The organism is Bradyrhizobium sp. SZCCHNRI20481 (assembly GCF_032485055.1).
GTDB lineage: Bacteria > Pseudomonadota > Alphaproteobacteria > Rhizobiales > Xanthobacteraceae > Bradyrhizobium.
In genome coordinates this window covers 103,184-124,572 of the sequence record NZ_JAUEUE010000010.1, presented here as the reverse complement: position 1 = coordinate 124,572, position 21,389 = coordinate 103,184, and the positions used below count along the sequence as shown (strand labels likewise).

The 21,389-nt window shown below is 65.9% G+C and carries 17 protein-coding genes and 1 pseudogene; 7 read left to right on the top strand and 11 right to left on the bottom strand.

The genetic code is table 11. From position 1 onward, the window contains the following. Positions 1 to 3: 3 nt before the first annotated feature. The 11 genes and pseudogenes from QX132_RS17805 to ltnD all read right to left on the bottom strand — a co-directional run bounded on the left by QX132_RS17805 (position 4) and on the right by ltnD (position 14,895). A complete protein-coding gene (locus QX132_RS17805) occupies positions 4 to 348 on the bottom strand; it encodes an antibiotic biosynthesis monooxygenase (protein ID WP_315779625.1) in 345 nt (114 codons plus the stop codon). Positions 349 to 461: 113 nt separating this feature from the next. Then, positions 462 to 1,568: a J domain-containing protein gene (locus QX132_RS17800; RefSeq protein WP_316162187.1), complete on the bottom strand. Its 1,107-nt coding sequence runs from the start codon at positions 1,566 to 1,568 to the stop codon at positions 462 to 464. 39 nt (positions 1,569 to 1,607) lie between these two features. Continuing rightward, a complete protein-coding gene (locus QX132_RS17795; protein ID WP_316162185.1) occupies positions 1,608 to 2,573 on the bottom strand; it encodes an MBL fold metallo-hydrolase in 966 nt (321 codons plus the stop codon). 350 nt (positions 2,574 to 2,923) lie between these two features. After that, positions 2,924 to 4,615, bottom strand: coding sequence for a methyl-accepting chemotaxis protein (locus QX132_RS17790; protein ID WP_316162183.1), 1,692 nt, complete (start codon positions 4,613 to 4,615; stop codon positions 2,924 to 2,926). Positions 4,616 to 4,834: 219 nt separating this feature from the next. Further along, positions 4,835 to 5,491 (bottom strand): annotated as a pseudogene (locus QX132_RS17785) (methyl-accepting chemotaxis protein); the annotation flags it as partial. Positions 5,492 to 5,676: 185 nt separating this feature from the next. Further along, positions 5,677 to 7,281, bottom strand: coding sequence for an ABC transporter substrate-binding protein (locus tag QX132_RS17780; RefSeq protein WP_316162182.1), 1,605 nt, complete (start codon positions 7,279 to 7,281; stop codon positions 5,677 to 5,679). A gap of 72 nt (positions 7,282 to 7,353) precedes the next feature. After that, positions 7,354 to 9,057 (bottom strand): methyl-accepting chemotaxis protein, encoded by a 1,704-nt coding sequence (locus QX132_RS17775; protein WP_316162180.1) that lies wholly within the window; start codon positions 9,055 to 9,057, stop codon positions 7,354 to 7,356. Positions 9,058 to 9,582: 525 nt separating this feature from the next. Next, on the bottom strand, positions 9,583 to 11,610 hold the full coding sequence (locus tag QX132_RS17770; RefSeq protein WP_315813045.1) for a methyl-accepting chemotaxis protein: 2,028 nt from the start codon (positions 11,608 to 11,610) through the stop codon (positions 9,583 to 9,585). Between the two features lie 278 nt (positions 11,611 to 11,888). Next, on the bottom strand, positions 11,889 to 13,166 hold the full coding sequence (gene otnK / locus QX132_RS17765; RefSeq protein ID WP_316162178.1) for a 3-oxo-tetronate kinase: 1,278 nt from the start codon (positions 13,164 to 13,166) through the stop codon (positions 11,889 to 11,891). After that, positions 13,163 to 13,945 carry a 2-oxo-tetronate isomerase gene (gene otnI / locus QX132_RS17760; protein ID WP_316162176.1) on the bottom strand — a complete coding sequence of 261 codons (783 nt, stop codon included), beginning with the start codon at positions 13,943 to 13,945 and terminating at the stop codon, positions 13,163 to 13,165. Before otnI ends, otnK begins: the two co-directional genes overlap by 4 nt. A 26-nt stretch (positions 13,946 to 13,971) precedes the next feature. Further along, positions 13,972 to 14,895, bottom strand: coding sequence for an L-threonate dehydrogenase (ltnD, locus tag QX132_RS17755; protein WP_409997724.1), 924 nt, complete (start codon positions 14,893 to 14,895; stop codon positions 13,972 to 13,974). Positions 14,896 to 15,015: 120 nt separating this feature from the next. On the opposite strand from ltnD, the gene QX132_RS17750 reads away from it, so the two are divergent. The 7 genes from QX132_RS17750 (at position 15,016) to QX132_RS17720 (ending at position 21,248) form a co-directional block, all read left to right on the top strand. Beyond that, on the top strand, positions 15,016 to 15,678 hold the full coding sequence (locus QX132_RS17750) for an aldolase (protein ID WP_315779614.1): 663 nt from the start codon (positions 15,016 to 15,018) through the stop codon (positions 15,676 to 15,678). 24 nt (positions 15,679 to 15,702) lie between these two features. After that, positions 15,703 to 15,915: a hypothetical protein gene (locus tag QX132_RS17745; RefSeq protein ID WP_315737235.1), complete on the top strand. Its 213-nt coding sequence runs from the start codon at positions 15,703 to 15,705 to the stop codon at positions 15,913 to 15,915. Positions 15,916 to 16,423: 508 nt separating this feature from the next. Further along, positions 16,424 to 17,461, top strand: a complete 1,038-nt coding sequence (locus QX132_RS17740) for an ABC transporter ATP-binding protein (protein ID WP_316162299.1) — start codon at positions 16,424 to 16,426, stop codon at positions 17,459 to 17,461. A 32-nt stretch (positions 17,462 to 17,493) separates the two neighbouring features. Continuing rightward, entirely contained in the window at positions 17,494 to 18,783 is a 1,290-nt protein-coding gene (locus QX132_RS17735; protein WP_315813041.1) for a PotD/PotF family extracellular solute-binding protein, read from the top strand. 91 nt (positions 18,784 to 18,874) lie between these two features. Then, positions 18,875 to 19,810 (top strand): ABC transporter permease, encoded by a 936-nt coding sequence (locus QX132_RS17730; protein WP_315779610.1) that lies wholly within the window; start codon positions 18,875 to 18,877, stop codon positions 19,808 to 19,810. A gap of 3 nt (positions 19,811 to 19,813) precedes the next feature. After that, a complete protein-coding gene (locus QX132_RS17725; RefSeq protein WP_315757782.1) occupies positions 19,814 to 20,716 on the top strand; it encodes an ABC transporter permease in 903 nt (300 codons plus the stop codon). A 244-nt stretch (positions 20,717 to 20,960) separates the two neighbouring features. Beyond that, a complete protein-coding gene (locus tag QX132_RS17720; protein WP_315798110.1) occupies positions 20,961 to 21,248 on the top strand; it encodes a GIY-YIG nuclease family protein in 288 nt (95 codons plus the stop codon). The last annotated feature ends 141 nt before the right edge of the window (positions 21,249 to 21,389 follow it).

The window sequence follows — 21,389 nt, the reverse complement described above, 5'->3', positions numbered from 1 at the left end:
GCCTCACACCTCCCGGGCGTCACGCTGCCAGCGCGCATAGGCCGTGTCCCAATCAGGATCAGGATCGCTGTCCGCCACGAAGCCGAGCGTCCTGCCGCCGCCGAGGTCGCGGAAGCCGATCATGGCGCGGCGGTGCGCGCCGCTTCTGACATAGGCGCGCATGCTGGCTTCGTCGGTCCAGACCGTCAGCGTATGATAGATGCCATTCACCTGACGAAGCTCGACGCGCAGATTCCCGGGAGCCGCACGCGCCTGGCGGACGGCGCGCAGCGTGTGCCACCAGAATCGCGCCAGCCGATTGAGGCCGCGATGCGGGCGGAAGCCGGTGACGGAAACGTAAACGCTCATGGCGCGCTCCTGGATCGCAGACCGCCGCGCAATGGAACGATCGCGCCGACGGGTGTGAGCACAACGCTGCTCGCCGTCTCCCGGATGTCGGAGCGCAGATCACGGTCCGGCGCTCAGCGCCCGCTACGCCTGGGCTTCGCGTCGGCAGGCACCGTGCCCGTGGTCTCCGCCGCCGCCGGAGGCGCGCTGTTGTCGCCGGCCAATTGCCGGTCGCGCCTGCGCGCGAGGGCCTCATCCCGCCGTGCGGCCGCGATCGCCAATTCCGGATCCAGCTTGAGGGCCTGGTTGAAGTCGGCGAGCGCGCGGTCGTAGCGCCCCTTCGCCAGCCACACCGCGCCACGGTCGCTGTACATTCCGGCATCGCTGAAGCCCATGCGCACGGCGTGGTCGAGATCGACGAGGGCCTCGTCAAGATCGCCCTTGCGCTGATGCGCGAGGCCACGATCGTGAAACAGCACCGGGTCGTTCGGATCCAGCCGGATCGCCCGCTCAAAATCGCCAAGCGCGCGGTCGATGCGGCCCATGCGGACCAGATCCCTGGCGCGATAGCGATAGAGATCGGCATTGCGGGGCGCGAGCCGGATCGCTTCGTCGAAATCGGCGACAGCGCGCTCGAGATCGCCCTGCCGGCTGCGGTCCATCCCCCGCTTCAGGAAGGATGCGGCGGTCGTCGGTGCAGCCGGGACGACCTGCTCTGCGGCTCTCGGCTCTGCCGGCGGAGACAGCGCGGGGGCCTCCGCCTCCGGAGGCGGCACCGGCAGCACGGCTCCGGTCGCGTCCTGGACGGCAGGCGCCGGGACGGTCTCACCTGCGACCTTGCGCTGCGGCCCCGATCGGGCCTGCGGCGACGGTGTCACGATCGAGCGCGTCGCCGGCCTGTTCATCCAATCACCGGCGGAGGGCAAGAGCAGAATCTCGAGGCCGATCAGGATCGCGCTGAGCACGGCGGTCGCCGCGGTGAACTGCAGGATGGCGTCCCAGCGTTCGCGGCGGACGCGGTCGCGCTCAGAAGCAAGATGGGCGTCGTATTCGGCGCGCAGGTCAGGGTCGCGCAGCACGTTGTAGGCGACGATGATCAACTTGAGCTGGTGCTCCGACGCCGGATCGGCGCCGCCCCGGAGGTCGGGATGGTGCGCCTTGGCGGCCTGGCGGAACGCCCGCTTGATCGTGTCGAGATCGGCCCGCGGCGATACGCCGAGCACCTCATAATGCGTCGTCATGGCGCGATCCCGAGCCTCTCTTCCGAGGCCGGTTCGGGATCACGCGGGGAGCAGGTCGAGCGCATAATGGGCGCCATCGCGGGTGAGCCGACCGAACGCGGCCCACGGAAAATGAGATCCACAAACCAACATCTTTTCTGCAACGATACGATCGAGCAATCTGCGCCGGCTGACCTCGGCAGCCGCGCCGTCCTGGTCATAGGCGCCGTGCCATTCGGGATGGCGCAGGCACAACGCCGGCACATAGGCGGTGTCGCCCGAGATCATCAGTTGCTCCGCTCCGGAGCTGAGATGAAACGCGGTGTGCCCCGGCGTATGACCGGGGACGCTGACGAAGCGGATGCCGGGCACCACCTCGTCCTCGCCCTCGACCGGCAGCACGTTCTTCCAGCCCGGGATCACGCTCTGGATGCGGCGCGCCAGCGACTGCCGCCACGGCGGCAGCCGGCTGGTCAGAGATGCATCGGTCCAGAATTTGTATTCGGCCGCAGCCACGATGATCTCGGCGGAGGGAAACACCGGCGCGTTGGTGTCCTCGCCGAGCAGTCCGAAAATATGATCGGGATGGAAGTGCGAGATCAGGATGGTGTCGATGTCCTCCGGGCGAATGCCAGCTGCTTTCAGATTGTCCAGCAGGCGGCCCGAAATGAAGATCGAGTCGGAATTGTAGCCCTGGACCTGACCGCCGCCGCCGGCATCGCACAGCACGGTCTTGCCCTTCAGCCGCACCACGAAGGTGGAGATCGGGACCGGGACGAAGGCGGGGCTCAGACCCGCAGCGCGCAGTGCTTCCTTCACGTCGCTGATGCTGGCATTGCCGATGAAGCCGGCCTCGTGCGGCTTTTCCCATACACCGTCGTAGAGGGCGATCACCTCCGCCTCGCCGATCGTGATCCGGCGATAGCCGTGCGCGGGATCCTCAGTGCGGCGGCGCGGCTTGGCGGCAACCACGGCAAGCCCCGCATCGAGACCCAAGGCGACCGCGGCCGTCGCGGCCGTTAGCACCAGGGTCCTGCGCGAAGGTCTGCTCGCAATCACATTGCCTGCCACTAAATGTACCGCTGGTTGAATAAATATCTAACACAAGTTAATCTCTGCACCTTAGCGGGATTATGGCGCCACAACGGCCTTTCTGGCCGGGGCGTCAGGTGTGGGGAGTCTGCAACGGTGGGGGATGATCCGGTCGAGCGGGGCGCCGCCTGACGAACGGCGCACGCATGAGCGTCCACGTCGACGTGGTTCGCCGCGGCGTCATCGGCTGTGCCCGCGGCTATCAGTCGGGGCTGTGTCGTTCGACTATCGGACGCGACAGCGGGCGATCTCGGCCGCTGTCGCCGGCTTCGTCATGTCGCGGATCAGGCGGCGCGAACCGATTGCAGGAAACGGCCGACCTCCTGCTTGAGACGCTCGCTATCACCGGAGAGCTGGCGCGCGGCGCTGAGCACCTGCCCCGAGGTGTCGCCGGTCTCGCTGGCGCCGCGCTGGACGTTGGTGATGTTGGCGGACACCTGCTGTGTACCCGCGGCGGCGTGCTGGATGTTGCGCGAGATCTCGGCGGTCGCTGCGCCCTGCTCCTCGACCGCGGCTGCCACCGTCGCGGCGATCTCCGACAGCCGCTCGATCGTCGTCGAGATCTCCCTGATGGCGCCGACCGACTCCTGCGTGGCCCCCTGGATGCCGGAAATCTGTTGGCCGATCTCGCCGGTCGCCTTTGCAGTCTGCTCGGCCAGCGCCTTGACCTCGGAGGCGACGACGGCAAAGCCGCGGCCAGCCTCGCCCGCCCGCGCGGCCTCGATGGTGGCATTGAGCGCCAGCAGATTGGTCTGCCCGGCGATCGTGTTGATCAGCTCGACGACGTCGCCAATGCGAGTCGCCGCCTTCGACAGCTCGCCGACACGATCATTGGTGCGGCGTGCCTGCTCGACCGCATCGGAGGCGATGCGCGCGGACTCCTGCACCTGGCGGCTGATCTCACGGACCGACGAGGTGAGCTCCTCGGTCGCCGACGCGACGGCCTGAACATTGGCCGACGCCTCTTCGGAGGCCGCGGCAACGGTGGTGGAAAGCTCCTGCCCCCGCACGGCGGTGCTCGACAGCGAGTTGGCCGAGCTCTCGAGCTCGCTGGAGGCCGAGGACACCGTATTGACGATGTTGCCGATGGCGCCTTCGAAACCGTTGGCGAGCTCCGACATCTCCCGCTTGCGCGCGGCGGCTGCGCGCCGCTCCTGCTCTCCGAGCTCCCTGTCGTTGAACCGCACCATCGTCTGAACGGTCTGCAGGTTACGCAAGGCGCGGCCGATCTCGTCGTCGCGCTCGATGCGCATGCGGGTGTCGAGCGTGCCCTGGGTGATGCTCTCCATCGTCTCGTTCAGATGATCGAGCGGCGCCACGATCACGTTCATCGTACGCAGCCCGACCAGACCACACAGCACGACACCAGCGGCAGCAATCGCCACGGCGGTCATTCCGACGAGCCCGCCCTCCCCGAACGAGATGACGCCAAGCACGAGCAGGAACAGCGTCTGCAATCCGACCAGCGTTCGCAGCCTTGCCGCGATCGTGCCGGTGAACATCGAGAGATGGTCGAACACCGAGCGGCGGCGGACGATGCCGTCGTCGATCTTGTAACCATGTGGCCGCTTTTCGCGGATCGCCGCATAGACCTGCTCGGCCTCCGCGCGCTGGTCGGCGGGCAGCTTGGTGCGCACCGAGGTGTAGCCGACGACTTGGCCGTCTTTGCAAATCGGCGACGCCGTCGCCAGCACCCAGTAATAGTCGCCGTTCTTGCGGCGGTTCTTGACCGCGCCGACCCAGGGGCGGCCGGCCTTGAGCGTGGTCCAGAGATTGTCGAAGGCTTCAGGCGGCATGTCCGGATGACGCACGATGTTGTGCGGCTGCCCCATCAGCTCGGCTTCGGCGAAGCCGGCCGCGTCGACAAAATCCTGGTTGAAGAAGGTCAGCTTGCCCTTCGTGTCGGTCTTGGACACGATCAGCGTGTCGTCCGTGATCGGATACTCGACGTTGGTGACCGGCAAATTCTTACGCATGGCGAGTCTTTCGAGCCATGCCGGCATCGGCATGGCTAATTTTGCTGCAAACGATGCGTCGATTGTCGCAGTCGCCGATTAACCTAAGATAAAGTGCCGCAACCGTTGAAATACGGATCGCTGGACCCCATTCACGGGCGATTGCCGTTGTCCGGCCGGCAAAGCAAAAGGGCGCGGCTTTCGCAGCCGCGCCCCTTTATCATCGGCGGCCGTGCGCGCTCAGGCGGCGCGGACGGTCTCCAGGAATCGGCTGACTCCGGCCTTCAACCGGTTGCTGTCGGACGACAGCGCCTGCGCGGCGGACAACACCTCGGACGAGGCGGAGCCGGTTTCATTGGCGCCGCCCTGCACCTCGATGATGTTGGACCAGACGTCCTTGGTGCCCTGCGAGGCGTGCTGGACGTTGCGGGAAATCTCCTGCGCCACCCCCCCCTGCTCTTCGACCGCAGCAGCGATGGTCGAGGCGATCTCCGAGAGCCGCTCGATGGTGCCGGAAATCTCCTTGATGGCGCCAACCGATTCCTGGGTCGCGCTCTGGATGCCGGAAATCGGCTGACCGATCTCGCCGGTCGCCTTCGAGGTCTGCCCGGCCAGCGCCTTGACCTCGGTGGCAACCACCGCGAAGCCGCGGCCGGCTTCGCCGGCGCGCGCCGCTTCGATGGTGGCCTTGAGCACCAGCACGTTGGCCTGGCCGGCGATGGTGTTGATCAGTTCGACGACGTCGCCGATCCGCGCGGCGGCCCTGGACAGCTCGCTCACCTGGTCGTTTGTCCGCCGCGCCTGGTTGACGGCCTCGCTCGCCATACGGGCCGATTCCTGCACCTGGCGGCTGATCTCGGTCACCGAGGAGGACAGCTCCTCGGTGGCCGACGCGACCAGGAAACGTCCGACCTCGCGCCTGAGGGGGGTGCTGTCGCCCGACAGCATCTGCGGCCGACGGCCGAAGAAATCGCCGACAGCATCTCGATGATTGCGAGCTGCTGCATCTCGCGCTTGCGATGCGGCCGCCATGGGCCGCACATGCTGGCGCTCGCTCCCCCCTTTTTATCCCGCGCCGCGGGTCACTCCAGCTCGATCGCCTGATAGGCGCCGGTCTCGTCGAGCGCCGTGCCCCAGATCTTGTGCGAGGCCTGATGTTCGGCGGGGCCGAAGTTGAGCAAGGCTCCAAGACCGAGATCGATGTTACGCATCGACTCGAGGGTATCGATCAACCGCTCGGTATCGAGCTGCGGACCGGCCTTTTTAAGGGCTTGAATCAGGATGCTCGCCTCGATGTAGCCCTCGAGCGAGGTGTAGTCCGGCGGCTCGCCGGGGAAATGCTTCGCCAGCGCGGCCTTGTAGTCGAGCACCACGCTCGAATAGCCGGAGACGGCGGGAACGGTCTGGGTCACGATGACCCCGGAGGCGTATCGCGAACCAAGCAGCATGAGCTCGTTGGCAAGCGCCGATGCACCGACCGCCGACACATTGACGAAGACGACGCCGGGAAGCGCGTCGCGCGCCTTTTCGATGAACTTCGCTGCCGCGCGCGAAGTCGCGACCATGATGACCGCACGGACGGGCACCTTCTGTGCCTTGAGCTGGTTGATCGCGGGCTCCACATCCACGGTGTTGCGGGTGTAGTTGACGCGCAGGATCGCAGCGTCGCTGAGGCCCAGGACGCGAAATGCCTTCGCCACGCCGGCAAAGCCTGCATCCCCGAACGAATCGTCCTGCGCGAACAGCGCGATCTGGCGCGGCGGCACTCGGCGCAGCTTCACCAGGTAACGGACCAGCGCATCGGCTTCTTCCGAATAGCTCGGGCGATAGTTGAAGACGTAGCGGTCCGGCGGATCGTGGCGCGAGACGTTCGCACCGGTGTAGGGGCTGAAGAACAGCATCCGGCGCTCGAGCGAATATGGAATGGCAACGGCCGCGGTCACGGTCCCGAAACTGCCTACGAAGCCGAACACGCGCTCCTTCTCGTAGAGCTGCTTCATGGCATCGAGCGTGCGGTTCGGATCATAGCCGTCGTCGGCGACGGCGAGCTTGAGCATCCGGCCATTGACCCCGCCGGTGTCGTTGGCATGGTTGAAGGCGGCTTCGATACCGACCTTGAGCAGACGTCCTGATTCCTTGTTCGCTCCCGACAGCGGCAAGACGCTGCCGAACGTGATGTCACGCTCCGTGACGCCGCGAACCGATGGAGCAGGCACAGCACTCGTCGCGCCAGCCGCAGCGACCGGGAGCGTCGCATCCGGCGGCGCGCCGGCCGCCGTTGCGGGTGCGCCGATCGATCGCTCGATGTCTCCGAGCTGGAGCTCGGCCCGTCGGCAGTCCTGGCGGCCACTCGCCACGGCCGCGCGACCGTCGGCGATGAAGCGGTCGAACTGGCGCGTCAGCTCGTTTCGATCGCCGTCGTTGTTCGAGGCCTCCCGGATGACGGCCTGGAACTTGCCGATGATGGCTTGGATACGCGGCCGAGGGATATCGCTGCAGGCAAGGGCCCCCCCGATGACGGGACCGATCCTGCCACTGAGGTCGCGCACGACGGCGAGGTTGTCGCCGGGCGCTGCATGGATCGATGTAGTGAACATGAGGGCGAGGATGATCGCCGAGGAATTCGCGAACGATCGCATCCGGCTTACCACCTCGTGGCGGGGCAGGAAGTCAAGAAAGGTGATCATGGCGGAGCTTCAAACTCGTTGAGACACGTTGGTTGGATCGCTGATTTAGCTGATGAGATTGCTGCCGGCCTCTCAGGCCGCGCGGACCGTCTGCAGGAAGCGGCTGACCTCGCGCTTGAGGCGGTTGCTGTCTGTCGACAGACCCTGGGCCGCCTCCAGCACCTGGGTCGACGCCGAGCCGGTCTCGGTCGCGCCGCGCTGCACGTCGGTGATGTTGACGGAAACCTGCTGCGTGCCGTGCGCCGCCTGCTGCACGTTGCGCGAGATCTCCTTGGTCGCGGCGTTCTGCTCTTCGACGGCGGCAGCAATCGTCGAGGAAACCTCCGACAGCCGCTCGATGCTGCCGGAGATCAGCCTGATCGCCGCGACCGATTCCTGTGTCGCCGCCTGGATGCCGGCCACCTGCTGGCCGATCTCGTCGGTCGCCTTGGCGGTCTGCTCCGCCAGCGCCTTGACCTCGGCGGCGACCACGGCAAAGCCCCGCCCCGCCTCGCCGGCACGCGCCGCCTCGATGGTGGCGTTCAGCGCCAGCAGATTGGTCTGCCCGGCAATGCTGTTGATCAGCTCGACCACGTCGCCGATGCGGCTCGCCGCGCGCGACAGTTCGCTCACCCGCTCGTTGGTCTTCTTCGCCTGCTCGACCGCTTCATTGGCCATGCGCGCCGATTCATGCACCTGGCGGCCGATCTCGGTGACCGAGGACGTCATCTCCTCGGTGGCCGAGGCGACGGATTGCACGTTGGTGGACGCTTCCTCCGACGCGGCCGCCACCGTGGTTGCGAGCTCGCCGGCGCGGACCGCCGTCTTGCTCAACGTGTCCGCCGACACTTCCAGTCTGGACGAAGCCGACGAGACCGTCTCGACGATCTCGCCAACGGCGCTTTCGAAGTCGTCGGCCATCTTGTGCATGTCGGCCTTGCGGCGGGCCAGCGCCCGCTGCTCGGCTTCCTTCTGCTCCGCTTCCAGCGCGTGACGTGCGACCGCATTGCTCTTGAACACCTCGACGGCGCCGGCCATCTCGCCGATCTCGTCGCCGCGTCCCACGCCGGGGACCTCGACGTCGAGACGGCCGCCGGCGAGGTTCTTCATCGCGCTGGTCATGCGATGCAGCGGGTTGGTGATGCCGCGCCCGACGAGCGTCGACACGACGAGCAGGATCAGCAGCACGATTCCGGCCGCCGTCAACGACTGCCGCGTCGAGGCCCAGGCCTGCGCCGAGAGGTCATCGATATAGACGCCGGTTCCGACCAGCCAATTCCAGGGTGCGAACCCCGCGACATGGGTCAGCTTGGGCTGCGGCGTCTCGGAGCCGGGCTTCGGCCAATCGTAGTCGACGAAGCCGCGGCCATGCTGGCGAACCACATCGATCATCTCGATGAACAGCTTCTTGCCGTTCGGATCCTTCATGTCCGCGACGTCCTGCCCGACCAGCTTGGTCGAGATCGGATGCATCAGCATCTTCGCGGTCATGTCCGTGACGAAGAAGTACTCGTTGCCGCCATAGCGCAGCTGGGAGGCGCGCTCGAGAGCGCGCTTCTGCGCCTCGGCGACCGAGATCGTCCCCTTCTGCGCGGCCGCATGCTCCTCGGCGAAGATGCCGAGCGCGAGCTCGGTCAGATGCCGGAGCTCGAGCTGCTTCTGCTGCTTGAGGCCTGCGGCGAGCTCGCGGGAATTGAAGGCAGTCAGGCCGATCAGGCCGAGGAAGCTCAGACCGATCAGGGCATAGATCTTGATCCCGATGGTGAGCTTGAGGCGATGGGGCATTGCAAAGGACATGTCGGTCTCCACGGCGCGACTCATGCTGGGGGCGCTCGGGGACAGATCACGTCGACGGGCGTGGGCCCGCCTCGTCGTCACGCAAACGGGCCCGCAGCCCACGCGTGGAAGCTACGGGAGCCAAAATTAAGTCTGGTTAAGACCATGTCCGTGCAAATACGGAGCAGCGATCGAAAAGTGATCGTTGCCCGTCCAGATCGGTAACGCGCTCCGGCTTGGCCGTGCGGCGCGTCATCTCATGCCGTGCGACCGAACGAGAGAAGCGCCGTTTGTCCGTGGGGCTCGACTGCGCGTTGGCCGCGAATGACCAGACCCTACACGCCGACTCTTAACGCAAGTTAAAAACGCAGATTGACTACGCAGGTTAGTTTTCCGGCGTCGATGTAGCGCGAACAGAAAAGCCGCGGGCGACGGGGCCGCGGACAGTCCCTGTTGGGCCAGAAAACGCAGAAGGCCGGAGCGTTCGATGCTCCGGCCTTCCAATCCCCCGCGCGACCAGCAGTTCGTCGCTTCCGCTGCTCAGCGTTACGCCGCCCGCACCGAGCCGAGGAAGCTCGCGACCTCCTGCTTGAGGCGATTGCTGTCGCCGGACAGCGCCTGTGCCGCTGAGAGCACCTGGGCCGAGGCCGACCCGGTCTCGGCCGCGCCGCGCTCGACATCGGCGATGTTGGACGAGACCTGCTGCGTGCCATGCGCGGCCTGCTGAACGTTGCGTGAGATCTCCTGCGTCGCCGCACCCTGCTCTTCGACGGCCGCTGCGATGGTCGAGGAGATTTCCGACAGCTTCTCGATCGTGGAGGAGATCTCCTTGATGGCGCTGACCGACTCCTGCGTCGCGACCTGGATGCTCGAGATCTGCTGGCCGATCTCGCCGGTTGCCTTCGCGGTCTGCTCCGCCAGCGCCTTGACCTCGGAGGCGACGACCGCGAAGCCGCGGCCGGCGTCGCCGGCGCGCGCCGCCTCGATGGTGGCGTTGAGCGCCAGCAGGTTGGTCTGGCCGGCAATCGTGTTGATCAGTTCGACGACATCGCCGATGCGGGTGGCCGCCTTGGACAGCTCGCTGACACGCCCGGTCGTGGTGCGGGCCTGGCCGACGGCGTCGTTGGCGATGCGCGCCGATTCCTGCACCTGGCGGCTGATCTCGGTAACCGAAGAGGCCATCTGCTCGGTCGCAGACGCCACCGACTGAACGTTGGTCGTGGCTTCCTCCGAGGCGGACGCAACCGCCGTCGTCAAGCCCTGCGAGCGCGTCGCGGCCTGGGTCAGCGTGGTGGCGGACTGCTCGAGCTGGCTCGAGGCCGACGAGACGGTGTTCACGATTTCGCCGACCGCGGCTTCGAACTGCTCGGCCAGCCGCTGCATGTCGGCCTTGCGCTGGCGCGCCGCGATCGCGTCCTGTGCATTCTTCGTTTCGGCCTCGGCACGCGCCTTCTCCTCCGCGTTGCCCCGGATCACCGTCACGGTCTTGGCAAGATCGCCGATCTCGTCGCCGCGCGATGCACCGGGGATGACGATGTCGAGCCGGCCGCGCGCCATCTCGCCGAGCGCAGCATTGAGCCGGGTCAACGGACGGGCGATTCCCAGGAACGAGAAGACGACCGAGCTGAGCACGGATGCCAGGACGGCCAGTCCGACGATCAGCATGATGCGGCTCGCCTGCGCGGCCACCTCGTCGGCATCATATCTTGCGCTGGCGTTGCGCGCGCGGGCATCCTGGATCGCTGCCGTCATGAGTTCGTCGGCCTCGCCGAGATAGACCAGCGTACGGTCGCGCAGCACCGCTTCCTTGATTCCTTCGATCTTGACCACCTCGTCGTTCGCAGCGACGAAGTCCGACGCAATGCCGTTGAGCTTGCTGATCGTCGCCTGGATCTCGCGGTCATCGGCCAGCATGCGGGCATCGGTCAGCGAGCTCTTCAGGATCGGCACCGTCTGCTTCAGATGCGCGATCGTCACGGCATCCCCGGTCATGCCGAACCGCCAGGCCTGGGACCGCATGTAGTTCAGCTTGGCATCGGCCGCATGAAGCTGCCGCTCGACGCGCTCGCGGAAGGCAAGTTTCGGCAGCGCCGGCGAGGCGAGCAGCGCCTTGAGACCGTTGGTCCACTCGTTGGAGACCGCGCTCCGCTTGTCGATCTGCAGCAGCAGCGCCTTCTGCGCCTGGGCAAGCTCCACCGCGCCGGCGGCGTAGTTCGTCATCAGCTCCTTGAGCCGGCTCAGCCGAGACCGATTTTCGGCCGTCGCCACGTTCGCAAGGGCGCCGTCGATGTCCGTGACCATCGCGGCCGAGAACTGCTGAATGTCGGCAGCGGCCTTCTCGGCATCGGCCGGCACCCGCGCCAGCCGGGCCGAGCGGCCCGCGAGCTGGGTCTGCTGCATGTTGATGCTGGCCGACATGACGCTCTCGACCACGCGCCGGGAGCTCTCCGCCCGCTGATTGGCTTCGTTGACCGCTCTCTCGGCAATCATCTGATTTGCGATCATGCCGACCGCGAGAGATGCGCCGATGGCGCCAGCAAGCCCGAGTTTGTAGCCGATCCGATTCAGTTTCATTGCCCTACCCACAGATGGACGCGTCACGCGACGGTCCGTACCGGAGGTATAGCGGTGAGGTCCCTAGAGACCGTTAATTTACGGGAGTTATCGGGCATTACACGCAAAAAACTTCTGCTTTTTCAGTGTGCGTCCCGATGCTTATGGCGGCACGGCGGCGCTGCCGTGCCGAGCGACGGCTCACAAACTAAGCAGATGATGAGATCGGGACCGAGGCCCAGCACGTCGTTCCAAAATCCGGCACAGGCCGACGCAGCCGGCAGTCGGCTGACGCGCAGTTAGCGCATCAGCCCGAGCGCGTCGGCGAAGAACTGCGGCCCGCCGAAATTGCCGGACTTCAGCGCCAGCAGCATGTCGCCGCCCTGCGCGCCGATTGCGCGAAGCACCGGCACACCGGCCGCGATCTCTGGACCAACGAGGAAGCCGGGAATCCCCAGCCGGTCAACGACGGCGCCCGAGGTCTCGCCGCCGGCGACGATCAACCGCCGCACGCCGGCCTCAATCAGCCCCTCGGCGAGATCGGCCATCGCCTGCTCGATGGCGTGCCCCGCCACTTCGCGGCCGTGCCTGGATTGCAGCGCGCTGACCTGATCCGGCGTCGCGCTGGAGGCAATCAGGACAGGCCCCTTGGCAATGCGCTCACGCGCCCAGGCCAGCGCTCGCTGCGCCTCGTCCGGACCGGCGACCAGGCCCGCCGCATCGAGATGCAGCACCGGCATGATGGTCTCGGCCTGCGCGATCTGCTGCAGCGTCGCCTGCGAGCAGCTTCCGGCGAGGCAGGCGGCCATGCCGCCGACGGGTGCATCCGCGTGATGCGCCAAGCCGTGGGCATGCACGTGCCCGGCCTCGACCAGAGCGCGCGCCAGCCCGAGCCCGATGCCGGACGCGCCGACAGAGACCCGGTTCTTCAAGGCGGCCGCGCCGATCGCAATCAGGTCGGCGTCGAACACGGCATCGACGATCGCCGCACCAATGCTCTGCGCGGCCAATTCCTGCAGCCTGTGGCCGATCGCCTCCGGCCCGTGCACGACGGCGGCGAGGTCGACCAAGCCGATTTTCCTGCGGCTCTGGCGCGCCAGCACGCGCACCAGATTGGCGTCGTGCATCGGGTTGAGCGGATGATCCTTGAGCGGGCTCTCGTTGAGCGGCACGCTGCCGACGAAGAGGTTGCCTTGATAGACGGTCCGCCTGGTTTCCGGGAAGGCCGGGGTCACCAGCACGATGCCGTCGCCCGCATCACCGGCGAGCGCGTCCATGACAGGGCCGATATTGCCGGCATCGGTGGAATCGAACGTCGAGCAGATCTTGAACAGCACGTGGTCGGCACCCCGTGCGCGCAGCCATTTGTCGGCCTCGCGTGAGCGGGCCACGGCGAGCGAAGCCTCGATCGACCGGCTCTTCAGCGACACCACGACGGCATCGACCTCCGGCAGCGTGAGGTCATCAGCCGGCACGCCGATCGTCTGCACCGTGCGCAGGCCGGCGCGAGTCAAGGTGTTGGCGAGGTCGGAGGCGCCGGTGTAGTCATCGGCGATGCAGCCGAGCTTCAAGGTCACGGCTTCACTCCCTTGTAGGGCGCAAACCAGCCGAGCCCGTCCTCGGTGCGACCGCGCGGATTGTACTCGCAGCCGACGAAGCCGGCATAGCCCAGCCGGTCGAGCTCGGCGAACAGGAACGGATAGTTCAGCTCCTCGCCGTCGGGCTCGTTGCGCGAGGGAATGCTGGCGATCTGGATGTGGCCGATGATGTCCATCATCTCGCGCAGCCGCATGGTGACGTCGCCATGGATGATCTGGCAGTGATAGATGTCGAACTGCAGCTTGAGATTGGGAATCTTCAGCTCGCGGATGAGATCGCGGGCGAAGCCGAAATCGTTGAGGAAGTAGCCGGGCACGTTGCGCGCATTGATCGGCTCGATCACGACGTCGAGGCCATGGGGCGCGAAGAACTCCGCCGCCCAGGCCACCGACTTGTAGTACGCCTCCACCGCCTTCGTATCCGCCCGGTTCGCGATGCCGGCCATCAGGTGCAGCCGCTTCACGCCGGTCGCCTTGGCATAGGGCAGCGCCGTCTCCAGGCTGGCCTTGAGATCGTCGAAGCGCTGAGGCAGCGCCGCAAAGCCCTTCTCGCCGGCGTCCCAGTTGCCCGGCGGCAGGTTGAACAGCGCCTGCGTCAGGCCGTTGCCGCGCAGCCTGTTGCCGACCTCCTCGGCCGGGTGATCATAGGGAAACAGGAATTCCACCGCGGTGAAGCCCGCCGTCGCGGCGGCCGCAAAACGGTCGAGGAACGGATGCTCGGTGAACATCATCGAGAGATTGGCTGCGAAACGGGGCATGGCGTGAAAACTCGTCGTACTGCTTGCTACTTGGAGGAGCCCGGCAGCGTCGTGCCGGTGACCTGCGCGTACATCCGCGCCACCGAGGCGTCGTCGTCGCGGCCCATGCCGGCGGCCGACGTCATCAGGAACATCTGCAGCGCGGCGGCCGAGACTGGCACCGGAAAACGATGGCTGCGCGCCATGTCCTGGATGATGCCGAGATCCTTGACGAAGATCTCGACCGCACTGCGCGGCGTGTAGTCGCCGTCGAGGACGTGCGGCATGCGGTTCTCGAACATCCAGGAATTGCCGGCCGAGGCGGTGATGACCTCGTAGACCTTGCGGATGTCGAGGCCCTGCTTGGCGGCGAAGGCGATGGCCTCGCTGGCGGCTGCGATGTGTACGCCGGCGAGCAGCTGGTTGATCATCTTGAACGCGGCGCCCTGCCCGGCCGCATCGCCGAGCTCATAGAGCTTGGCCGCCATCGCATCGAGCGCCGGCCGCGCCTTGGCAAACGCAGCCGCGCTGCCCGAGGCCAGGATCGTCAGCTCGCCTTGCGCGGCGCGCTGCGCGCCGCCGGAGATCGGCGCGTCGAGGTAGTGCCGGCCGGTGGCTTCGAGCTGCTTCGCGAGCCGCCGCGCGACGTCAGGGTCCATGGTCGCGGAGGAGACGAACACGGAGTCCTTCGGCATGGTTTCGGCAGCACCGCCGGGGCCGAACAGGATGGCTTCCGTCTGCGCCGCGTTGACGACGACACTGACCACGATGTCGGCACCTCGCGCCGCCTCGGCCGGGCTCGCCGCGCCCTTGCCGCCGTCGGCGACGAGGCGCGCCACGGCATCCGCCGAGACATCGCATCCGGTCACCTCGAAGCCTGCGCGTTTCAGCGAGGTCGCCATGCCGAACCCCATCGAGCCGAGCCCGATCACGGCGACTTTCAATTGCGATGGCGACGGCATGCGGCAGATCCCTGAAGCGTTTCCTGGTGACGTCCGGTTGCCCCGGACTGCACTCTGGGTATCACGGCTTGGCCGCGTTGCCAAAGCGTGAGACAAAGCGGCCAAAGAGCGAAATGCGAGGAAAGTCCCGTGGCGGAAACTGCGATTCGCGAGGCCATCTGCCGGTTCGGCCGCTCGCTGTTCGAGCGCGGGCTGACGCCGGGCTCTTCCGGCAACATCAGCGTGCGGCTCGATGATGGCGGCTGGCTGGTCACGCCGACCAATGCCTCGCTCGGCTTCCTCGATCCGGCCCGTTTGTCGCGGCTCGATGCCGCGGGAAAGCTGGTCTCGGGCGACGCGCCGACCAAGGAGGTGCCGCTGCACACCGCGCTGTACCAGACGCGCGATGCTGCCCGCGCCGTGGTGCATCTGCACTCGACCCATTCGGTCGCGATCTCGATGCTGCCGGACATCGATCCGCGCGCCGCGCTGCCGCCGCTGACACCTTATTATTTAATGCGCTGCGGTCAGACCGCGCTGGTGCCCTATCATCGTCCCGGCGATCCCGCGGTAGCCGATGCCATCAAGGGTCTCGCCGGCAAATACGCCTCGGTGCTGCTCGCCAATCACGGGCCGGTGGTGTCCGGCGATACGTTGGAAGCCGCCGTATTCGCGATGGAGGAGCTCGAGGAGACCGCAAAGTTGTATCTGCTGCTGCGCGGGCTCAACCCGCGTCACCTCTCGCCGCAGCAGGTCGACGATCTGGTGAAAGTGTTCGGCCTCGGCCTGCCCGATCACAGCGATCATCACTGATCCCACCGGTCCGGATGGATGGGCATGCAATATCCCGCAACAACGCCAGCCGAGATCGATGCCGCTGTCCGGGTGCTCTATGAGGAGGCCCGCTTCTATCGCTGGTTTCCGATCGCAACCGACTCCTATGACGCGTTCGCCGCCTCCGATCCAATCGCGGTCAGCGAGCTGCGCGACATCGCCGAGCGCATGCTGGTGGCCGCCGCGCAGGCCAGATCGCGGGCACGGCGGGTCTAGCGTCCCGCCGACCTGCCTGCATGCCGCGGAGCCTGCGCCGCCTTGTCACTGATCAAGCTGCCTTGCCTCCAGACGGCAACGATGCCTAATATTGAGGCAAGATAAGGCTGCGGCAGCAATCACGGGCGGATCGGTCGAACAAGGACGGCACCGGCAGCACACCACTGCCGCGGCGCGAGGATGCGCCCCGCTCTTCCACCATCGATTGCAGCCCATCGCGCAGCACGCCCGGAGCACGAAAGGACAAGGGCAAAATGCCTCCACATCGGCGTGGGCGCGGCTGTTTGGCCGGATCGGCGCCCGATCTGAGCGGGCTGCCGCCGGGACCGGGGAATGCCCTTTCGAGCGTTGCATACGCATCTCGCCCAACGCGCAATCTTCGCGCACTGCCCCGCCCCCACGGCGACCCTTGGCATATCCGTTGCAGACATCAGACGGATCGGATCGCAGCCGCCCGATGGAGCGAGCCGCGATCATGACCGACACGCGACAGGACGACGGAGGGCGGATGGCGGCGGGCGCGAGCTTGGAACTGGTGAGGGTGACGAAGATGTACGGTCACGTCACCGCCGTCGACGCGATCGATCTGCGGATTCCCGCCGGCTCCTATTGCTGCCTGCTCGGTCCGTCCGGCTGCGGCAAGACCTCCACCCTGCGCATGATCGCCGGCCATGAATCGGCGACATCGGGCGACATCATCGTCGGCGCCAAGAACGTGACCGAGCTGCCGCCTGCCGGGCGCGGCACCGCGATGATGTTCCAGTCCTACGCGCTGTTTCCGCATCTGTCGGTCATCGACAACGTCGCGTTTGCGTTGAAGATGAAAGGCGTGTCCAAGCCCGAGCGCCACGCCAAGGCACGCGAGCTGCTCGAGCTGGTGGACATGCAGAGCTATGCAGCCCGACTTCCGGCGCAACTTTCCGGCGGCCAGCAGCAGCGCGTGGCACTGGCCCGCGCGCTGATCACCTCGCCGCAGATCCTGCTGCTCGACGAGCCGCTGTCGGCGCTCGACCCGTTCCTGCGCCTGCGCATGCGCGCCGAGCTGAAGCGGCTGCAGCGCGAGCTCGGCCTCACCTTCGTCCATGTCACCCATGGCCAGGACGAGGCCATGGCGCTGTCCGACCTCGTGGTGCTGATGAATGGCGGCCGCATCGAGCAGCAGGGCAGCCCGCGCGAGATCTTCAATCATCCACGCACCGAATTCGCCGCCCGCTTCATCGGCGGTCACAACGTGATCCCGCTGAACGGCGAGACCTTTGCCGTACGCGTCGACCGCATCCAGCTCAAGGCGCCGAATGCGGCGGTCGACGGTCCGGCCGTGCCGGGCACGATCAGCAAGATCGAATATCAGGGCACCTATGTGCTGGTCGCGGTGGCGACCGATGGCGGCCCCGAGATCTCGGCGCAGCTCAGCGACGATCAGTTCGATGCACAGACCCACAGCATCGGCGAGCGCGTCGTCGTCACCTGGAATCCGGCGCTCGCCGATGCGCTGACGACCCGTCCCGCAGCAGCAGCCGCACCGGCCGCTGAGCTGGTCGCCTGATTTCGTTTGCTCGTTTTCCCAAGGAGATGATCATGACCGACCGATCGAAGACAACATCCATCAGCCGCCGCGCGCTGCTCAAGGGCGCGGCGGGCGTCGCCGGTCTCGCCGGCTCGGGCACGCTGCTCAGCGCGCCCTATGTCCACGCAGCCGACGCCAAGGTGCTGCGCTATCTCGGCACCGCCGTGAACGAGGGCGACGAGATCTCGAAGAAATGCCTCGCCGACACCGGCATCAAGATCGAATACATCACGGCGACGACCGACGACGTGACCAAGCGCGTCATCACCCAGCCGAACTCCTTCGACGTGCTCGACACCGAATACTTCTCGCTGAAGAAGCTGGTGCCGTCCGGCAACATCTTTCCGCTCGACGCGCGCAAGATCAAGGAGTTCGACAACATCACGCCCGTCTTCACCAAGGGCGAGCTGCCGAACGGCAAGAAGATCGGCGGCCAGGGCACCGCGCCGTGGAAGGTGCTCTATCTCGACGGTCCGAACTCCAAGACGTTCTCGGCGACGCCGACCGAGTTCGTCACCTTGATCCCGACCGTGTACAATGCCGACACGCTCGGCATCCGTCCCGACCTGATCAAGCGCCCGATCGACTCCTGGGCCGAGCTGCTCAACCCCGAATTCAAGGGCAAGGCCTCGATCCTCAACATCCCCTCGATCGGCATCATGGACGCCGCCCTCGTCGTCGAGGCGACCGGCCAGTACAAATATGCCGACAAGGGCAACATGACCAAGGCCGAGATCGACCTGACGATGAAGGTCCTGACCGAGGCCAAGAAGGCCGGCCAGTTCCGCGCGTTCTGGAAGGACTTCAACGAGTCCGTCAACCTGATGGCCTCGGGCGAGACCGTGATCCAGTCGATGTGGTCGCCGGCGGTCACCAAGGTGCGGTCGATGGGCATCCCCTGCACCTTCCAGCCGCTCAAGGAAGGCTACCGCTCATGGGCCTCGGGCTTCTGCGTCTCCAAGGCGGTGGCCGGCGGCCCGAAGCTCGACTGGGCCTATGAGTTCGTCAACTGGTACTTGTCCGGCTGGGCCGGCGCCTATCTCAACCGCCAGGGTTACTACTCGGCCGTGCTCTCCACCGCCAAGGCCAACATGACCGAGGACGAGTGGGGCTATTGGATGGAAGGCAAGCCGGCGAAGGCCGACATCAAGGCGCCGGACGGCACCCTGATGGAGAAGGCCGGCGCCGTGCGCGACGGCGGCTCCTACGAGGACCGCATGGGCAACGTCGTGTGCTGGAACGCGGTCATGGACGAGAACGACTACATGGTCCGCAAGTGGAACGAGTTCATCGCCGCCTGATGTGACGATCCCGGCCTGCCGTGCCGTGCTTTCCCGCGCGGCAGGTCTCCTTGTCTCTCTCCCCGCACACACAGGACGACAGGTTGCATCCGTGGCCGTGACGATCGACAATTCGCCTGACAGCGTGGCGCCGGCGGAGAGCGCTTTGCGCAAGATCACCATGCGCTCGATCGCCTGGCTGCAGGCCGGCCCGATGATGCTGGTGTTCGCGCTGTTCTTCCTGTTGCCGCTCGTGCTCGTCGTCGTCGTCAGCGCCTGGGACTACAACGAATATGAGATGATCCCGGCGTTCAGCTTCCGCGGCTACACCGACACGTTCGAGGGCTGCGTCGCCAACCTGCCCGAGCTGTGCACCATCCTGAAGACCTATCTCAAGACCTTGAAGCTCTGCCTGCTGACCTGGGGCCTGACGCTGATGATCGGCTTCTGGGTCGCCTATTTCCTCGCCTTCCACGTTCGCAGCAAGACCTGGCAGATCGTGCTGTCGCTGTTGTGCACGATCCCGTTCTGGACCTCCAACGTGATCCGGATGATCGCCTGGATCCCGCTGCTGGGACGCAACGGCCTCGTCAATCAGGGCCTGCAAGGTGTGGGCCTCGTCAACAAGCCGATCGAATGGCTGCTGTTCTCCGAATTTTCGGTGGTGCTGGCGCTGGTGCACCTGTTCACGTTCTTCATGGTGGTGCCGATCTTCAATTCGATGATCCGCATCGACAAGCGGCTGATCGAGGCCGCCTATGATGCCGGCGCGTCGGGCTGGCAGACACTGGTCAACATCGTCATTCCGCTGTCGAAGCCCGGCATCGTGATCGGCTCGATCTTCGTGATCACGATCGTCATGGGCGACTTCGTCACCATCGGCGTGATGGGCGGCCAGCAGATTGCCTCCGCCGGCAAGATCATCGAAGCGCGCCTCTCCGCGCTGCAATTCCCGGCCGCCGCCGCCAATGCCGTGATCCTGCTCGGCATCACCATCATCATCATCTCCGCGCTGACGCGGATCGTCGACGTGCGCAAGGAGCTGTGAGCCATGGGCGACAAGCGGCCGCGCTCGTTCTACATCCTCGCCTTGTTCTTTTCGGCCTATGTGCTGTTCCTGTATGGGCCGATGATCGCGATCTACATCCTGTCATTCCAGGGGCCTGACGGCGGCCTCACCTTTCCGATGAACGGGGTGTCGCTGACCTGGTTCGGCAAAGTGTTTTCCGGCGGAGGCATCGTCGATATTGGCGCGGCGTTCAAGCGGTCGCTGGCGCTCGGGCTCGTCGTGATGGTGATCACAGTGGTGCTGTCGGTCGCCGCAGGCATGGCCTTCCGCAAGCCGTTCCGCGGCGCCTCGGTACTGTTCTACACGGCGATCGCGAGCCTGATCATGCCGTCGATCATCACCTCGCTCGGCATAGCGCTCGAGTTCCGGCTGATCGACGACTTCATCAATAAGCACGGCGCCGATGTCGGCCTGGGCTGGCTGGCGGACGGTTGGACCACCGCCATGGGCCTGTTCACCTCGGGCTTAGGTGCACACCTGACCTGGACCTTGCCGTTCGGCCTCCTGATCATGTTCGCGATCTTCAACCGCTTCGACGGCCGGCTGGAGGAAGCCGCACGCGACCTCGGCGCCACGCCCTGGCAGACCTTCCGCCACGTCGTGCTGCCGATCATCCTGCCCAGCGTGGTCGGCATCGGCCTGTTCGGCTTTACGCTCTCCTGGGACGAGCTCGCCCGCTCCAGCCAGGCCATCGGCTCCGTCAACACCCTGCCGCTGGAGCTGCAGGGCCTGACAACGACGGTGACGAAGCCCGACATCTACGCGCTGGGCACGCTGACCTCGGCGGTGTCGTTCGTGGTGATCTTCGCCGCGCTGTCCGTGATCCTGGTGCTGCAGGCCCGCCAGCGCCGCCAGGGCTCCGACGCTGGTAAGGGCATGGTGTAAGCTACGACGGATCATAACGCGGCCTCGGTCATTGCGAGGCGGTCTTGCGCTGAAACAATCCATACCTTCTAATCGGCTGGAATCCCCGGATTGCTTCGCTGCGCTCGCAATGACGGCTGTGGTGGGCGCCGTCTCCTCCTCATACTCCGTCATCGCGAGCGCAGCGAAGCGATCCAGGGGCAGCGGAAAAGACTCTGGATAACCTCGCTCCACTCCGGTCGCCCCGGACCTCGTAGCCGATCCGATGAAACAACCCTGCGTCTACATCATGGCGAACAGGCGCAATGGAGCGCTCTATGTTGGTGTGACCAGCGACCTGCCTAAACGCGCGTACCAACATCGTGAAGGTCTCGTTCCGGGATTCACCAAGACATACGGGTGCAAGCTGCTCGTCTGGTACGAAGTCCATGAAACGATGGTAGCCGCGATCGAACGCGAGAAACAGATCAAGGCAGGCAGCCGAAAGAAGAAATTGGCACTGATCGAGGCGATCAATCCGCAATGGAATGACTTGTACGATGCTCTGACCTGATTCTTCCGATCGTGATTTCGAAATACCGAGAGAACAAATGCCAGACCTCCTACTGGTCTGGCATTCTGGATTGCTTCGCTCCGCTCGCAATGACGGTCGTGGTGGGCACGGGAGCCCCCACATACTCCGTCATACCGAGCA

What these genes read in the sequence shown, in the direction of transcription:
- QX132_RS17805 (WP_315779625.1), bottom strand. Translation starts at nt 348, where the DNA reads ATGAGCGTTTACGTTTCCGTCACCGGCTTCCGCCCGCATCGCGGCCTC.
- QX132_RS17800 (WP_316162187.1), bottom strand. Translation starts at nt 1,568, where the DNA reads ATGACGACGCATTATGAGGTGCTCGGCGTATCGCCGCGGGCCGATCTC.
- QX132_RS17790 (WP_316162183.1), bottom strand. Translation starts at nt 4,615, where the DNA reads ATGCGTAAGAATTTGCCGGTCACCAACGTCGAGTATCCGATCACGGAC.
- QX132_RS17780 (WP_316162182.1), bottom strand. Translation starts at nt 7,281, where the DNA reads ATGATCACCTTTCTTGACTTCCTGCCCCGCCACGAGGTGGTAAGCCGG.
- QX132_RS17775 (WP_316162180.1), bottom strand. Translation starts at nt 9,057, where the DNA reads ATGTCCTTTGCAATGCCCCATCGCCTCAAGCTCACCATCGGGATCAAG.
- QX132_RS17770 (WP_315813045.1), bottom strand. Translation starts at nt 11,610, where the DNA reads ATGAAACTGAATCGGATCGGCTACAAACTCGGGCTTGCTGGCGCCATC.
- otnI (WP_316162176.1), bottom strand. Translation starts at nt 13,945, where the DNA reads ATGCCCCGTTTCGCAGCCAATCTCTCGATGATGTTCACCGAGCATCCG.
- QX132_RS17745 (WP_315737235.1), top strand. Translation starts at nt 15,703, where the DNA reads ATGCAATATCCCGCAACAACGCCAGCCGAGATCGATGCCGCTGTCCGG.
- QX132_RS17740 (WP_316162299.1), top strand. Translation starts at nt 16,424, where the DNA reads ATGGCGGCGGGCGCGAGCTTGGAACTGGTGAGGGTGACGAAGATGTAC.
- QX132_RS17735 (WP_315813041.1), top strand. Translation starts at nt 17,494, where the DNA reads ATGACCGACCGATCGAAGACAACATCCATCAGCCGCCGCGCGCTGCTC.
- QX132_RS17725 (WP_315757782.1), top strand. Translation starts at nt 19,814, where the DNA reads ATGGGCGACAAGCGGCCGCGCTCGTTCTACATCCTCGCCTTGTTCTTT.
- QX132_RS17720 (WP_315798110.1), top strand. Translation starts at nt 20,961, where the DNA reads ATGAAACAACCCTGCGTCTACATCATGGCGAACAGGCGCAATGGAGCG.